General features: G+C 54.7%; 13 protein-coding genes. 4 read left to right on the top strand and 9 right to left on the bottom strand.

The window, feature by feature from the left end; genetic code table 11:
- Positions 1 to 17: 17 nt before the first annotated feature.
- The 7 genes from nagA to NSS64_RS02760 all read right to left on the bottom strand — a co-directional run bounded on the left by nagA (position 18) and on the right by NSS64_RS02760 (position 9181).
- The gene (gene nagA, locus NSS64_RS02730; RefSeq protein WP_341139131.1) at positions 18 to 1211 is read right to left on the bottom strand and encodes an N-acetylglucosamine-6-phosphate deacetylase; all 1194 of its coding nucleotides are present in this window, start codon (positions 1209 to 1211) and stop codon (positions 18 to 20) included.
- A complete protein-coding gene (gene nagB / locus NSS64_RS02735; protein WP_340994254.1) occupies positions 1199 to 1927 on the bottom strand; it encodes a glucosamine-6-phosphate deaminase in 729 nt (242 codons plus the stop codon). Before nagB ends, nagA begins: the two co-directional genes overlap by 13 nt.
- Positions 1927 to 2805 (bottom strand): MurR/RpiR family transcriptional regulator, encoded by an 879-nt coding sequence (locus NSS64_RS02740; protein WP_341139132.1) that lies wholly within the window; start codon positions 2803 to 2805, stop codon positions 1927 to 1929. The genes nagB and NSS64_RS02740 overlap by 1 nt, the downstream gene beginning before the upstream one ends.
- 776 nt (positions 2806 to 3581) lie before the next feature.
- Positions 3582 to 5399 carry an FTR1 family iron permease gene (locus tag NSS64_RS02745; protein ID WP_341139133.1) on the bottom strand — a complete coding sequence of 606 codons (1818 nt, stop codon included), beginning with the start codon at positions 5397 to 5399 and terminating at the stop codon, positions 3582 to 3584.
- Positions 5400 to 5735: 336 nt separating this feature from the next.
- Positions 5736 to 7085: an iron uptake transporter deferrochelatase/peroxidase subunit gene (gene efeB / locus NSS64_RS02750; RefSeq protein ID WP_341139134.1), complete on the bottom strand. Its 1350-nt coding sequence runs from the start codon at positions 7083 to 7085 to the stop codon at positions 5736 to 5738.
- Between the two features lie 4 nt (positions 7086 to 7089).
- On the bottom strand, positions 7090 to 8004 hold the full coding sequence (gene efeO / locus NSS64_RS02755; RefSeq protein ID WP_341139135.1) for an iron uptake system protein EfeO: 915 nt from the start codon (positions 8002 to 8004) through the stop codon (positions 7090 to 7092).
- 199 nt (positions 8005 to 8203) lie between these two features.
- Positions 8204 to 9181 (bottom strand): LacI family DNA-binding transcriptional regulator, encoded by a 978-nt coding sequence (locus tag NSS64_RS02760; RefSeq protein ID WP_341139136.1) that lies wholly within the window; start codon positions 9179 to 9181, stop codon positions 8204 to 8206.
- 477 nt (positions 9182 to 9658) lie between these two features.
- Between NSS64_RS02760 and NSS64_RS02765 the strand changes: the two genes are divergently transcribed.
- Positions 9659 to 9883 (top strand): helix-turn-helix domain-containing protein, encoded by a 225-nt coding sequence (locus tag NSS64_RS02765; protein WP_019908812.1) that lies wholly within the window; start codon positions 9659 to 9661, stop codon positions 9881 to 9883.
- A 123-nt stretch (positions 9884 to 10006) separates the two neighbouring features.
- Here the strand turns inward: NSS64_RS02765 and NSS64_RS02770 are convergent, their stop codons facing one another.
- Together NSS64_RS02770 and NSS64_RS02775 are read right to left on the bottom strand one after the other, a co-directional pair.
- Entirely contained in the window at positions 10007 to 10396 is a 390-nt protein-coding gene (locus tag NSS64_RS02770; protein ID WP_341139137.1) for a hypothetical protein, read from the bottom strand.
- Positions 10393 to 10653: a hypothetical protein gene (locus NSS64_RS02775; RefSeq protein ID WP_341139138.1), complete on the bottom strand. Its 261-nt coding sequence runs from the start codon at positions 10651 to 10653 to the stop codon at positions 10393 to 10395. Before NSS64_RS02775 ends, NSS64_RS02770 begins: the two co-directional genes overlap by 4 nt.
- 389 nt (positions 10654 to 11042) lie before the next feature.
- On the opposite strand from NSS64_RS02775, the gene NSS64_RS02780 reads away from it, so the two are divergent.
- From NSS64_RS02780 to NSS64_RS02790, 3 genes are read left to right on the top strand one after another with little or no spacing between them, the layout of a single operon-like run.
- Entirely contained in the window at positions 11043 to 12032 is a 990-nt protein-coding gene (locus tag NSS64_RS02780; RefSeq protein WP_339311404.1) for a LacI family DNA-binding transcriptional regulator, read from the top strand.
- 20 nt (positions 12033 to 12052) lie between these two features.
- The gene (locus tag NSS64_RS02785; protein WP_341139139.1) at positions 12053 to 13042 is read left to right on the top strand and encodes an N-acetylglucosamine kinase; all 990 of its coding nucleotides are present in this window, start codon (positions 12053 to 12055) and stop codon (positions 13040 to 13042) included.
- Positions 13027 to 14325, top strand: coding sequence for a 6-phospho-beta-glucosidase (locus tag NSS64_RS02790; RefSeq protein WP_341139140.1), 1299 nt, complete (start codon positions 13027 to 13029; stop codon positions 14323 to 14325). The genes NSS64_RS02785 and NSS64_RS02790 overlap by 16 nt, the downstream gene beginning before the upstream one ends.
- Positions 14326 to 14331 lie beyond the last annotated feature (6 nt).

Raw genomic sequence — 14331 nt, forward strand, 5'->3', positions numbered from 1 at the left:
GCTGTGTCTTATCCGGATTAGGCCTCCAGCTTGCGTCCGCCGATCCATACGCCGCGCAGGTTCAGGTCTTGATCCAGCTGCAGAATATCGCCGCGTTTGCCTGCCTCAAGCGTTCCGATAGACCGCTGCATGCCGAGCGACAGCGCCGGATTAAGGCTGGCAGCCTGTGAGGCTTCCAGCAGGCTGAGACCGACCTCCTGAACCAGATAACGGAACCCGCTTATCATCGTCAGTGTGCTGCCGGCCAGCGCTTCGGGGTGCTCCTTCAGCGTGGCTATGCCGTCCTTGACGATCACAGGCAGATCACCGATGGCATACTCTCCGTCGCTGAGTCCGGTTGCTGACATGGCATCTGTAATCAGCAGCAGATTATGATTGTTTTTGAGCCGGGTAATGAGGCTGATGGCTGCCGGATGAACATGGATACCGTCGGCAATAACCTCGGCTCTGATCCGGGGATCGAACAGGACGGCACCGGCCGTTCCCGGCTTGCGGTGATGCAGCGGCGTCATGGCATTGAACATGTGCACCGCCTGGTTCAGCCCGGCATCGGCAGCGGTAATCACTTGCTCGAATGTGGCATCTGTGTGGCCGAGCGCAGCCGTAATACCATGCTTGCGCAGCCACTGGATAGCTTCCAGGGCAGCTTCGCGCTCAGGGGCCAGGGTGACCTGACGGATCAATCCCGGATACTTTTCCTCCCATTCCTCCAGCCATTCTATATTAGCCGGAACAATGTGCTCAGGATTCTGCGCTCCAGGCCATCTTACGCTGATGAACGGTCCCTCCAGATGCGCGCCTACCAGCCTTGCATAAGGCATGCCGCCTTCACGGGCGCGGTAGGAGTGTACCTCAGCCAGCACCTGATCGATATCTGCCTTGGCAGCCGTCATGGTTGTAGCAAGCATAGAGGTCGTTCCGTGTGAGGCATGGAACCGAGTGATGTCGTCAAGAGCATCTGCATCGCTGTACATGAAGTCATGTCCGGCTCCGCCGTGCACATGCACATCGACGAATCCGGGGATCAGCAGACCTTGCGGCTCCCGGGTGATTGTCTGCCAGCTCTCATAGGCTGCGGGCAGCCAGGAAGCCTCTCCGGCATATTGAATCAAGCCATTCGCTACGGCAATTACACCCATCTCGATGATTCCGTCAGGAGTCAGCACCTTGCCGTACAACAATTCTCCGCACGTACCGTTTATTTCAGCCATTTCGCGGCTCCTTCATCCAACAGGACGACCACATTCGGATGGCTCTGCAGCAGCGAGGCGGGACACTGGGTAGTGATTGGGCCCTCCAGCGCATTTTTAACCGCTTCCGCCTTCTCTTCCCCGCGGACAAGCAGGACAATCTGCTTCGCCTTGAGAATGCCGCCAATCCCCATCGTTACGGCTTGGCGCGGCACATCCTCCACACGCTCGAAGAAGCGGGCATTGGCCTCCCGGGTCTCTTCCAGCAGGTCAACCACATGCGTCCCGCTGCTCAGGCTGGCGTCCGGCTCATTGAAGCCAATATGGCCGTTGCTGCCGATGCCGAGAATCTGGAGATCCACAGGGCCGTTATCCTCCAGCATCCGGTCATAAGCCAGACATTCGGCTTCCAGATCGGGGGCATTTCCGTTAGGGACATGGGTGCGGGCCAAATCGATATCAATATGGTTGAACAGATGCTCATTCATGAAGCTGCGATAGCTCTGCGGATGATCCACAGGGAGCCCGACATATTCGTCCAGGTTATAGGACGAGGCTTTGGCGAAGCTGACATTGCCTTTGCGGTGCATCTCCACCAGCTTCTCATATACCCCGACAGGTGAGCTTCCGGTAGCCAGTCCCAGAACGGCTCTGGGATTGCTCTGCAGCAGGCTGGCGATCAGGTTGGCTCCTGTAGCTGCGAAATCTTCTTCATGCTGAAATTTCAAAATATTCATTAGATTTGACCTCCCCGTTTATGACGGTAATGTTGGACGTTCCTGTAGGACTGCTCAAGTCTCGGGATGAAATCCCCGAACCGGGTACTGACCATACCGGTGAACAGAATATCGATAATATGCAGCTGTGCGATTCTTGACGCCATATCTCCGCGCCGCATGCCCTGCTCAAGAGACGAGGAGAACAGCGGGAAATCAGCGAGTGTAGCCAGAGTACTGCTTCCGTAGGAGGTTAACGACACTGTAGCTGCGCCGCTTGCGGCCGCACAGGTTAAGGCATCGACTGTCTCCGGGGTCTCCCCCGAATAAGAGACTGCGAAGGCTACATCGCCGGAAGAGAGTGAGGAAGCGGAAGTAATCTGCATATGGGAATCGGCAAAAGCGGTGCAGTTCACGCCGATGCGGATCAGCTTCTGATAGAAATCCTGGGCTACGATGGATGAGGTTGCCATCCCGTACAGATCAACCCGCCGTGCCCGGCACAGCAGATCAATGACCTGCTGCAGCCGGCTCAGATCCAGCAGCGAGGTAGTGTCCCGGATCGAGGCCAGGTGGTTGGCCTGCATCGCCTCTACAATGAATGGCAGCGGATTACCGGCCACGATGTCCTGATAAGAGGAGCTGCCCGCCTCCGGCGAGCCGTCGCTATGCGCCAGCTCAGCCGCCAGCTTGAGCTTGAAATCGGGATACCCCTTGAAGTGCAGCGCTTTGCAGAAGCGCGTAATCGTCGCCGTGCTGATGCCGCATTCCTCCGCCAGCTCCGTGATGCCCATATGGACAATTTCCCCGGGCGAGGCCAGAATGCGTTCAGCCAGCTTGCGTTCCACTTGTGACAGCTTGGGCTTGCCATGCTCCAGAGCATGCAGAATGGGAGACAAGCGTTCACCTTCTTTTCTATAGATTCAGATTCATGTAGCTTTCTCTACGTATAGAATGAAAATGCAGAAATGGACATGTAGTATGGATATACTTAGCTTTGCCTAATGTACCGATTATGAAATTGTTTTACACAATTAATACGTTTTTAAAGAAAATTATTTTCATATTCAGAATAAAACAAATCGCGGAAGGTTGCAATAGGCAGTTTGTTTGGGGTTGAAAAAGGAGAGGGAGATCGCGCTCATTAAACTTTAGAACCGTAGCAAAAACTCTTTGGACATCCCTGTATGAGGATCATAGTCAATTAGTTCACTGTGAAAATGCATCCCGCAAGGTTTGACAAGTGGCAGGAGATACAAAAAGCTGCAATCTGCGTGTTTGAGGAGCACACGGACAGATGGCAGCTTTTACATAACTAGTACAGTATCAGATTTAAATTAGTGAAAACCGTTATTTTTGCAACGCCCCGAGTACCGTACCTACTCATAGGCGATAGCCATAATTGTATTTTGTACAACTAAAACGCCTGGTTTGCTCCCCAGTATACGTTTAGCTGTATTTCGTACACTTAAAATCCCCGCTTTCCCGAGTTTCCACCCGTTGGGGCAGATTTAGTTGTACAGATTACAGCTATAAGAGGCAAGCCTTCTTTTTCGCTGTTTTTAAGTGTACATTATGCAACTATCCCTGAATGTCTACTTGGAACTACACGCCATAAAGCACTGCATGGTTGAACTGCATCAACTTCTTTAGGTCTGGCGCTCTACTATTATGATTACTTCGTGATCCCGTTTGCAGCCTTTGTCCTGTTGGCAGTCCGTCTGCCGCGCAGCAGTTCCCATAGAATGAAGACGAGAATCAGCAGCTGCGGGATGGTTGTCTCCCAGGTCGGATACATGCCAAGCCAGCCGATGGAAGGCAGACTGTGCCCGTTATGGGCAGGCAGCTTGTCGGCGATCTGCAATGCGTGGAGGCTCTCGCCAAGGAAACGGAACACCAGATAGTAGATCAGTACGGTAGCGGCGCGGAAGAAGGCGGCAACCGGCAACCGGGCACTCAGTGCAATCATGGCATAGCCGAGGATAATCAGGACCACCAGTGCACTGCCAATCCCGAGCAGCAGCTGAGAGGTGTCAATGGCCGGTGCCATCCCAGCATAGAAAATCGTAGTCTCCGCCCCTTCGCGCAGAATGGCCAGCGCAGCGATGAAGAACAGGTACCACAGATTGCCTTTGGCCAGGGCCCCTTGCATCTGGCGGTCCACATACTTGTTCCAGGCCGCTGTGCTGGATTTCCCATGCAGCCAGCGGCCGACGGTGAGCATCATGACCACAGCGACGAGGCCGGTGATGCCTTCGATCAGCTCACGCGCTCCGCCGGAGGCGGCTTGGGAGAGGGAATAGGTCAGCAATACGGCGAGGCCGATGCTTGCGGCCAGACCTGCCGCTGCGCCGGACCAGACCCAGCGGCGGGCCGCCGGTTCTGCTTCCCGGCGCAGATAGGCAAGCAGGGCAGCAAGTACAAGAATCGCCTCCAGCCCCTCGCGCAGCAGAATGAGTGCCGCATCCCATGCGGAATAAGTCCGTTCCCCGGACAGCGGCGTCAGCTCAGAGAGCATTGTGTCCATCAGCGATAGCGCTTGGTCCAGCTTCGGAGGGCTGGAGAGCAGATAACCGGTGACGGCGGTGCTCTCGTTCTCGATGCTGGCATAGACCTTGGGTGAGGCCAGCTGAACCTGGCCTTCGGCCGAAGGCCAGGCAGCGATGAATTGCTGCATTGTATCTGCGGCTGCCGCACTGTCACCAGCCTGGGCGGCGGTGGAAGCTTGCTTCAGATAGCTGATCAGCCCCTCAATGGAAGCCGGCTCCGCTGGCACACCACCGGTATCAACGGCCTGGCCTTCGCTGTAACCGGACAGCAGCGTTACCAGCGCTTCCGATTCCGCCTGCGCGGCCTCCCCCCGGACCGGCTCTGCCTGCAGCGCAATGCGCAGCAGGCTCATCTTCGTCTCCAGCAAGCCGTAGACGGCGGGATTGTCCGCCCGGATGCCGCGTTCCACTGGCGTCCAGCCGTTCACCACGGCGCGGTAGGCTTCCGCCGCCGCGGCCCAGTCGGCGCTCCGCGCCGCATCCCGCGTGCGCTCCGCCGCGGGCAGCAGCTTCGCCGCCGCTGCGCGTCCGGCGGCGCCCGTGTCACCGCCGCCTTCGCCTGCGGCGGCGGTGACGAACGCGTCCACGCTGCGGGCGAGCGTGGACAGGGCCGCCTTGGCGTGCGCTCCGCCGCCGCCCGCCAAGGCTTCCGCCGCGGCGGCCAGCGCGGCGTCCACTTCAGCAGCCGGACCGGCGAGTGCCGGGTCCGGCGTGCTCTCGTTCGCGCTGCGCCACAGCGCCGCGAACGAATCAACATCGGCCTCCGCCTCCGCCCAGCGGCTCTGGCCGGCCTCGACCAGCGCGCTGCCTACAGGCGGCAGCAGCTCATCCAGCGGCGCGCCTGACGCAGAAGCCGGCGCGCCGGGCAGCAGCACAAGCAGGCAGAGGAGCAGCAGCGCTGCCCTGAACTGCCGCCATGGACTCTGTGTAACCGTGATCATCATCGGGATCATTCCCTTCAAGTTTAGCGAGGAGGGGTCACTTGCAACGGACTCAGCTGCGCTTATTTTAGTAATATTAACGTTTCTGCAAGTTAAACGGACTCAGTGGAGCTTATGTACAAATAATTGGGAGGAAAACGCCCGCTGTAGCGGAAATAAGCGCCGTGCAGTCCGCTCAAGTAGCTGAATATGCTCGAAAAGAGAAAATAAAGGCCTCTCAGTCCGTAACGATCAGCTACCTTTCCGTCCTCTCCGGTCCCCGAATGGCCGCTACGCTTCCGGCCTCGCAATCCCCATAGCTCCTGCTTCCTCAGCGTCACCGGTCACAGCCTAGGCATTTCATCCCTCGAGCAGCTGCTCCCCGATATAGCCGCCTTCGCGCACACCCGGGAAGCAGGCGAAGACGGCGCTGCCGGTGTGAACCATATATTCATTCAGCCGGTCATTTTTGGCGAGGCGCTGCTGGATGCTGACGAACTGCTCCATCAGGTCCTTTTGGAAGCTGATGAATACCAGACCGGCATCGAGCTGTCCGGTCTTAAGATCCATGCCGCTGGAATAGGAGTAGGAGCGCCGCAGCATTTGGACCGAGCCGTCTCCGTGGGCGAGAGCGGAATGGGAGTCCGGCGGGATGAGCGGCTTGCCGGCAGCATCGGCTGCTTCCAGATCCAGCTCGGCGAATTCATCCCCGGCTCCAATCGGTGCGCCGCTCTGCCGGTGCCGCCCGAAGGTGGCCTCCTGATCGCTCAGCGAGGAGCGGTCCCAGACCTCAATACGGAAACGGACGCGGCGCAGCGCAAGATACGTGCCCCCGTTCATCCAGGCCGGGCCATCGGCGCTGCCGCTCCAGACGATATTTCGCATCTGCGCGTCATCGGTGACGTCCGGATTCCCCGTGCCGTCCTTGAAGCCGAGCAGATTACGCGGGGTGCCGCCTGACGGATCGGCGCTGCCGCTGCGCTGGAAGCCTTCCTGTGTCCAGCGCAGCACCGCCGTGCCCCGGGCGATGCGGGCCAGATTGCGGATGGCATGGAAAGCCACCTGCATATCGTCCGCGCAGGCCTGCACACAGAGATCGCCGCCGCACCATTGCGGCTCCAGGCTGTCACCTGTGAATGCCGGGAGCTCGGTGAAGGAGGCGGGCCGTTTGCCGGAGAGGCCGAAGCGGCTGTCGAACAAGGCCGGACCTGCCCCGAAGGTAAGCGTACACTTGGAAGGGGTGAGCCCATCCGCCTCGCCGGTGTCGGTAGGCGGAAGATTGGGCTTGTCGTTCGCTGTGCCGATCATCGTGCCCGAGGTCAGGGCAGGGGCGGCGGCAGACCAGGCTTGCATAAGCTTCTGCACGTCACTGATCCTGGCAGTCGTCAGATCAAATGAAGCGAAGCATAGAAAATTCTGCGCAGGGGTAAGAATCCCCGCCTGGTGCTTACCGTAGAAGGGGATCGTATCCTCCTGTTCTTCATTCTGCCCGGAGGCTGCGGCGGCCGGGACCGCCCGTCCTGCTGCCTGGCGTGCAGCCATAATGCCGCCCACACCGCCTCCGCCGAGCAGCAGCCCGAGACCCGAGGCACCGGTAAGCCGCAGCATATCGCGGCGGCTTAATTTGGTGTTGAACAGCTGGGTCTCCGGCGCAGGAATGCCATGATCCGCGTCAGCTTGACTCCGGGAATTCTTATCTTTCTTGTTCATATCGTCACACTCCCAGAATCGTTCCCATGTTGGATAGCGGCTCAGCCAAGGCGTCGAGATTCTGGCTTAACCTGCGGACCTCCTCCGGTTTGAGCGTTTCGTAAGAGACGTAGCCCTCCCCCGATTTGAACGGCGCCAGCTCATTCATTAAGGCGGTGAACCGTTCGCCGATGGTTTGCTCAAGGGCCGGGTCTTTTTTGGCCAGCTCCGGCTTCAGCAGCTCATAGATTTTCTGTGCCCCCTCCACATTCGCCACAAAATCATACAAATCCGTATGGGAATAACGCTCCTCTTCCCCCGTTACTTTGGAGGAGGAGACCTCATTCAGCAGCTCAACAGCCCCGGTAACGAGCAGATTGGCATCGATTCCGGCAGTTTCTACCTTGGCGCGCAGCAGCTGCGCATCCTTCAGCAGACGGTCCGCGACATCCGTCATGCCCTCCGTTGTATTGTTCTGCCAGAGAGCCTGTTCAATCTTATGGAAGCCGCGCCAGTCCGCAGCATCTACATCATTCTCACGGGCATCAATGTTCGGGTCCAGATCCCCAAGCGCTTCAGCGATCGGCTCGATCCGCTCATAATGCATGCGTGCCGGAGCATACAGCGCCTTGGCTACATCCAGCTTGCCCGCCTTGACGGCATCCGTGAAGCCCTCGGTCTGTTTAACGAACTCGTCGCATTGTTCAATGACATATTTGCGGTATTCGTCGATGGCAGTGGTGAAATCTGCATTCGTCTCACCTCCGGCCTTCGCTACACTTTCTGCCCCGCTGCCTGCCTGGGCTGCAGCATTATTCCCTGAGTTGTTACCACTGTTGCCATTGTTGCCATCGTTATTACTGTTGTCCTTGCCCGCACATCCGGCAAACAGGAGGGACGCTGCAAGCAGACCCGCAGGTACTGCATAGCCTATTTTCATCTGTATGGATACCCCTTTTCATTTATGAAAATGATAATCGTTATCAATGATGGACTTATCATAAATCTCTGTCTATTAGCTGTCAATAAAAAAGTGATATTTATCATATCCATGCTAATTCGCACAAATAAAATGCAAAAAAAGCCTCCCGACAGGCGGAAGACGCAGTTCGTATATATGAATTTCCGGCTGATCTATACTACACCGTGGACCGCTTAATAATCCGGTAGTCCAGCTTGCGGTAGACCGGCTTCGGGTGCTCCGAGTGAATCTGCTCATGGATAATGCGGAAGGCGGCGGCCCCCATCTCATACAGGTGGTTGTCCATGGTGGTGATTTGAAGCAGACGTCCAATCGGCTGGTTATCGAAGCCCATAACTGCGAGGTCCCCAGGGATGCTGAGGCCGGCTCTGCGCGCTTCAATAATCAGCCCGGCAGCTACATGGTCTCCCGTAATAATCATGGCTTCCGGCCGCTGTGGCATCTTCAGCAGGGATTGTGCAACGGCTGCGCCGTCTTCCTCCGTTGTACAGTCATAGATCATCCATTCCTCTTCAAAAGCCAGCTTATGCTCAGCAATGAATTCGCGGTAAGCAGCCTGCCGGATCACGGCGCTGCTGCCGTTACTCCTTCCTTCGCAATATCCGATGGAGCGGTAACCTTTGCCGGTCAAGTACTCCAGCCCTTCCTTGAAAGCCGCATAATGCTCAATATAGACAGAAGAGAAGCGCCGCTCTCCGTTGTCCTGGCAAGTGACAACTGGACCGTAGGCCGTATACTCCTCGATGATGTCCGGTTTCAGCGCAGTAGATACAATCACAACACCGTCAATCTCTTTATGGCGCAGCATCTCCAGCACTTTGATTTCTTCTTCCTCCAGGTAATTGCTCTGGCACAGAATCAGCCGGTATTGCGAGAGCAGCGCCTCGTGGGCAAGTCCATTCATAATAATCGAGAAATAAAAAGCATGAATATACGGCAGGATCACCGCCACCGCACCGGTACGTCCGGTAATCAGATGAACGGCGTTCATATTGCGGGTATAGTCGAGCTGCTCAATCGTTTGCAATACAGCGGCTCTTTTGTCCTTGCTGACATACGGATGATTATTGAGCACCCGTGAGACGGTCGTTACAGACACTCCGGCCATCCGGGCGATTTCTTTAATATTAGCCACGCTTCTCTGCGCCTCCTGTGTGAGACTGTTATTTCATTATTCTAACATAGAAATGAACAGCTTTTCGGCCGATAAAAAGCTTGCTATGGAATCCATTTCATACTTTACACTGGGGGTGCAACAAGCCTTACCGGAGAAACCGGCGTGACCGCAAGGGCGTGACGGACCGGTAACGTTAGCCATTTCACGCTGCGGGCAGGAAGGATGTTCAGCAATATTTTTTTCCTGAGCAACCCTTTAGCAGCGTGGTTTCTATAGACATTGCCCGACGGATGCCGCCTTAATGACTAAGGAGCAGCAGCCGTTTTTTGTGTGCATTCCGGTCAGAAGTACCGGGTTTGTCCATGCTCCGCGCCTGCCCCCGCCCAATTTAATGCTGCGACAGCACCATTAACTGCCCCTCCACATAGTATGTTTTGACTGTATCCCTTTACCTTGTTATACCAAACAAACCCAGGGCAAGGAGGGGTGACACCATTGAAGGGCAACGAACATCATAGCAAATTTTTGCTGACGCATCGTGAACGCGAAGTATTCGAGCTTCTTGTGCAGGACAAAACTACACGGGATATTGCCGGACTGTTATTCATCAGCGAAAAAACCGTCCGCAACCACATCTCAAACGTAATGCAAAAATTAAACGTAAAAGGCCGTTCGCAAGCGGTTGTCGAGCTGATCAAGCTTGGGGAGCTGAAAATATAGCTGCCATGCTTCAGAGGTGATGCGTTTAAGCCTTCCTTTACCCTTCGGGGTGAGGGGAGGTTTTTTGTTGCGGGCAAAAATAAACCAAGCGCTTGCCGACCTCTGATGGGGGCATCGCTTGGTTTAATTATCAAGTTCGATGGTCATGGTTTCAAAATTTACCTTACATTTGGTTCTCATCATAAAATCAATGCCAATAATTCCATCAAAGCCGTAAGGCTCTTGAATCGAACCAAGCTGTATGGGGAAATCACTCAAATCGATATCTTCAATGCAAAAGTTGGGAATTTGCTGCTCATAACAAATTTCGCTTGTTCCTTCTACCCCATACATTCGCTTGGCTTTTCCGTTAATAAAATCGATATTGATACTTATTACAGCTAGTAGATCGGAATCAAAAACGGTTGCAGCACAGCCAGTATCAAATAAAAGATTTCTAAGAGAACTGGATTTCCCTTCGTGAGTTAGTGTCAAAGAAACAATAGGCAGGCCATGCAGCAGGTGTAACTTCATATCCGTTGCCGTACCCCTGCGAAGAATTCCTCTACAACCTCAACATCATTTCTGCTTGAATGAAAGACATACAGTTTACGGTTTGGATGAAGTTTATGCAGCTTTTTATAGCCGCTCCACGCTTCTTGCGGGTTATCGTAATCTTGTATGACTGCCATATCCTCTAACTGACGCATACGGTTACTTGAGCTTGCTTTAATGGCTTCCACCAGTACAAAGCGGCTTGGGTGTAATTCTGTAATCTCTCCCCAGTTCATTGGCTTCACCTCACTTGGCTTATCATATCTTTAGTATAGCATAGCTTCAATGCTTCAAGCCCACCGCGTTTAAGCCTTCCTTTACCCTTCGGGGGAAGGGGAGGTTTTTTGTTCTTAGCTAGTCCCGGCGATCCAACCTCCCGAAATATTAAGTCAAGTCCGGATGCATTTTATGGATTGACGGATAGGGGAATTGGTTGTAAAATCTGTGTAAAGTATAAACCTTTAAACTTTATAAAGGATTTTAAAGCTTTTGGTAAATGCAAAGCTGACGTACAATGTCCGATTTTTCAGTCAGGCTGTAAGTTGTAGCATACTGAGTAAATCTTTTTTATTTCTCTAAAAGTTAAATCGTTTAAACTTTCGAACGTGGAGGCATAGATACTTAAATGAACATTCATGATGTAGCCAAAAAGTCGGGGCTCTCGGTGGTGACCGTATCCAGAGTCCTTAACAATTCACCCTCTGTACGTGAAGGCAACCGCCAGAAAGTGCTGAATGCGATAGAGGAATTAAATTATCAGCCCAATTCAGCGGCGCGGAGTCTGGTGCGCGGCAAGACCGGAGTCATTGGGATGTCGATTAACAACTTTAACGATTCTTTCTATGACCGGGTGATTCGCGTAGTGAACCGGAAGCTGGCAGAGCAGGGATACTTCCTGGCCCTGTCCATCGCCGAGAATGACGATGATGGGGTGAACTTCCTGTTCCAGAAGGACCGCGTGGACGGGATTATCCTGTTGTCTCCGCTGGAGGAGAAGGAATATGTGGAGGAGCTGAAGCGTAAGAACATTCCGGTTGTTCTGCTCGATAACCAGTTCCAGCATGAGGATGTTCCCAGTGTCCTCGTGGATAACTACCAGGGAGGGTACGAAGCGACAAGGCACTTGATTAGTCTTGGACACACTCAGATCGCTTATATCGGCGGCCCTTCGGAGTTCCTGAGTGTAACCGAGCGCAAACGGGGATATGTCCAGGCGCTGGATGAAGCGGGACTAACGCCCTTTAGCACGGAATATTGCGGCTTTACGGTAAGCAGCGGTTATGAGGTGGCCAAGCGATGGATTCGTGAAGATAAGCTGCCAACAGCCATTTTTTCGGGAGACGACTTTATTGCCCTCGGGGTTGTTCAAGCGCTGCGTGAGGAGGGGATTCTGGTGCCTCAGGATATCTCAGTCGTCGGCTTTGATGATCAGCAGTTCGTAGGTGAATTCTACCCGCGGCTCACGACGGTCAGACAGCCGGAGGCGCAGATGGGCAATATCGGCGTAGACTTACTGCTGAAAATGATCAATGGGGAGGTGATGCCGCCTGCGGTAACGAAGCTTGCTCCTCAGCTTCTCATCCGTGAATCTACCGCTTCTGTTCGATTAACTTGAAATTTAGGAGTGAATGATCTGTGAAGTATTTTTTGGGAGTGGATGCAGGGGGCAGTAAGACCTACGCAATGATTGCAGATGAACAGGGGAAGCTTCTCGGCGTAGGCAAGGGCGGGAACGGGAATCATCAACTGGACCGTGAGCAGGCAGAGAACAGCTTACAGCAGGCTGTATCGGAAGCCATTAAGGCCTCTGGACTGACCAGGGATCAGCTGGATTACTCCTGGTTCGGCTTGGCGGGAGCGGACAGAGAGGCCGATTTTAGAATTTTACGGCCCATCATCGGCCGCCTCGGCCTTCCCCGGACGGAGATTTCCTGCGATACCTGGAATGCCTTGCGTTCAGGGACAGAGAAGAATTACGGGATCGTGCTGATTTGCGGATCAGGCGTGAACTGCAGCGGCAAAAATCCGGCGGGTGCTACCTATCAATGCGGCGGCTTTGGCTACCGGTTCGGGGATTTCGGCGGCGGCTATGACTTAAGTATGGAGGTTTTCCGCAGCGTCCTCAGGGCGGATGACGGAAGAGAACAGAAGACGGTCTTAAGCGAACGCTTAACTCAGTTGCTGGGCTATTCCAATGTCCCGCAGCTACGAGAGGATTACCTCGATCATTTCAGAGACCTGCCTCCCCAAATTGCGGAGCTGCTGTTTCAGGCGGCAGAGGAAGGGGACCCGGTGGCCACCGGGCTGCTGGTCAAGCAAGGGGATGAGCTGGGTCTGGCGGCTGCCTCGGCTATCCGCCGGTTGGCCATGGAGGAGGAGTCCTTCGACATCGTGCTTGCAGGCAGCCTGCTGACCAAGGGAGACCGTGCGGGCATCATCCGCCGGGCCATTGAGCGAAGAGTGAAGCAGGCGGCCCCGGACGGCACATTAAGGATTTTAACCCGGGAGCCGGTTGTAGGATCGGTCGTTCTGGCGATGGAAAGCAGCGGGTTGCATGTGAATCAGGAGGTTCTTGATCATCTATCACAGGGTAAGGAGGAGCAATTATCATGGGGGAAACATTGAAGCTGGTTGTTATCGGAGCGGGGTCATCGTATACGCCTGAATTAATTGAAGGGATCATCCTGCACCACCAGGAGCTTCCTGTCCGCGAAATATGGCTGGTGGATATTGAAGAAGGAAGAGAGAAGCTACATACGATTACGGAACTGAGCAAGCGGATGATTGCCGAGTCCGGACTGCCGATTACCGTTGCAGCGACGCTTGACCGCCGGGAGGCCATTGCCGGAGCGGACTTCGTCTGCACGCAGATCCGGGTAGGGATGCTTGAAGCACGCAAATGGGACGAATTGATTCCGCTTGAGTACGGTGTCATCGGTCAAGAGACGACCGGTCCCGGAGGAATGATGAAGGGCCTGCGGACCATCCCGGTTATTCTGGACATTTGCAGGGATATCGAGGAGCTGGCCCCGGATGCCTGGCTGTTGAATTTTACGAATCCGGCCGGGATGGTGACTGAAGCTGTTCACAAATATTCATCGGTTAGAAGCGTGGGCCTGTGCAACTCGCCGATCGGATTTCAGAAGTGGCTCTCCGAATTCTTCGGGCTTCCCATGCAGAAGATCTATGCGGAGTTTGTCGGCATCAACCATCTGCACTGGGTATCCGATGTCGTGATTGACGGGAAGAGCAAGCTGCAGGAGCTTATTGATTACCCCGAGAGCTATAAGGCAAGCAATGTGCCGTTTGATTCCTGGGACTACCGGTTTCTGAACGGTCTGAAAGCTATCCCTTCCTATTATCTGAGCTATTACTATATGACGGACGCGATGCTGGCGGAACAGAAGGAAGCAGCGGCAACGGCCGGATCACGCGCTGAAGTTGTGAAGAAGGTGGAGGAGGAGCTATTCGAGCTGTACCGGAACGTGGAGCTGAAGGAGAAGCCGAAGCAGCTGGAACAGCGCGGCGGAGCCTATTACTCGGAGGCGGCAGTGCTGCTGATGCGCTCTATCCATAATGATTCCCGCGATATCCAGACGCTGAATGTAAAGAATAACGGGATTATTGATTTCCTGCCGGACGATGCCTCGATTGAGGTGAACTGTATGGTCACCAAGCAGGGGCCGTTGCCGATTCCGCTGCGCAAGGTGCCCCAGTCTGTCAGAGGCCTGCTGGCTGCGGTTAAGCAATATGAGAGTCTTACGATCGAGGCGGCTGTGCACGGAGACCGGGATGTGGCCCTGCAGGCGATGGTTCATCATCCGCTCATGCCTTCGGTCACCGTAGCTGAACAGCTGCTGGATGAAATGCTGGAGAAGAACAAACCGTTTTTGCCGTTATTTCAATAGAATCGT

Source organism: Paenibacillus sp. FSL H8-0122 (genome assembly GCF_038005345.1).
Taxonomy (GTDB): Bacteria; Bacillota; Bacilli; order Paenibacillales; family Paenibacillaceae; genus Paenibacillus_AQ.

Bases quoted from the DNA above. Each gene is read 5' to 3' on its own strand.
- nagB (WP_340994254.1), bottom strand. From the start codon at position 1,927: ATGAATATTTTGAAATTTCAGCATGAAGAAGATTTCGCAGCTACAGGA.
- NSS64_RS02790 (WP_341139140.1), top strand. From the start codon at position 13,027: ATGGGGGAAACATTGAAGCTGGTTGTTATCGGAGCGGGGTCATCGTAT.
- NSS64_RS02770 (WP_341139137.1), bottom strand. From the start codon at position 10,396: ATGAAGTTACACCTGCTGCATGGCCTGCCTATTGTTTCTTTGACACTA.
- nagA (WP_341139131.1), bottom strand. From the start codon at position 1,211: ATGGCTGAAATAAACGGTACGTGCGGAGAATTGTTGTACGGCAAGGTG.
- efeB (WP_341139134.1), bottom strand. From the start codon at position 7,085: ATGAACAAGAAAGATAAGAATTCCCGGAGTCAAGCTGACGCGGATCAT.
- NSS64_RS02745 (WP_341139133.1), bottom strand. From the start codon at position 5,399: ATGATGATCACGGTTACACAGAGTCCATGGCGGCAGTTCAGGGCAGCG.
- NSS64_RS02775 (WP_341139138.1), bottom strand. From the start codon at position 10,653: ATGAACTGGGGAGAGATTACAGAATTACACCCAAGCCGCTTTGTACTG.
- efeO (WP_341139135.1), bottom strand. From the start codon at position 8,004: ATGAAAATAGGCTATGCAGTACCTGCGGGTCTGCTTGCAGCGTCCCTC.
- NSS64_RS02780 (WP_339311404.1), top strand. From the start codon at position 11,043: ATGAACATTCATGATGTAGCCAAAAAGTCGGGGCTCTCGGTGGTGACC.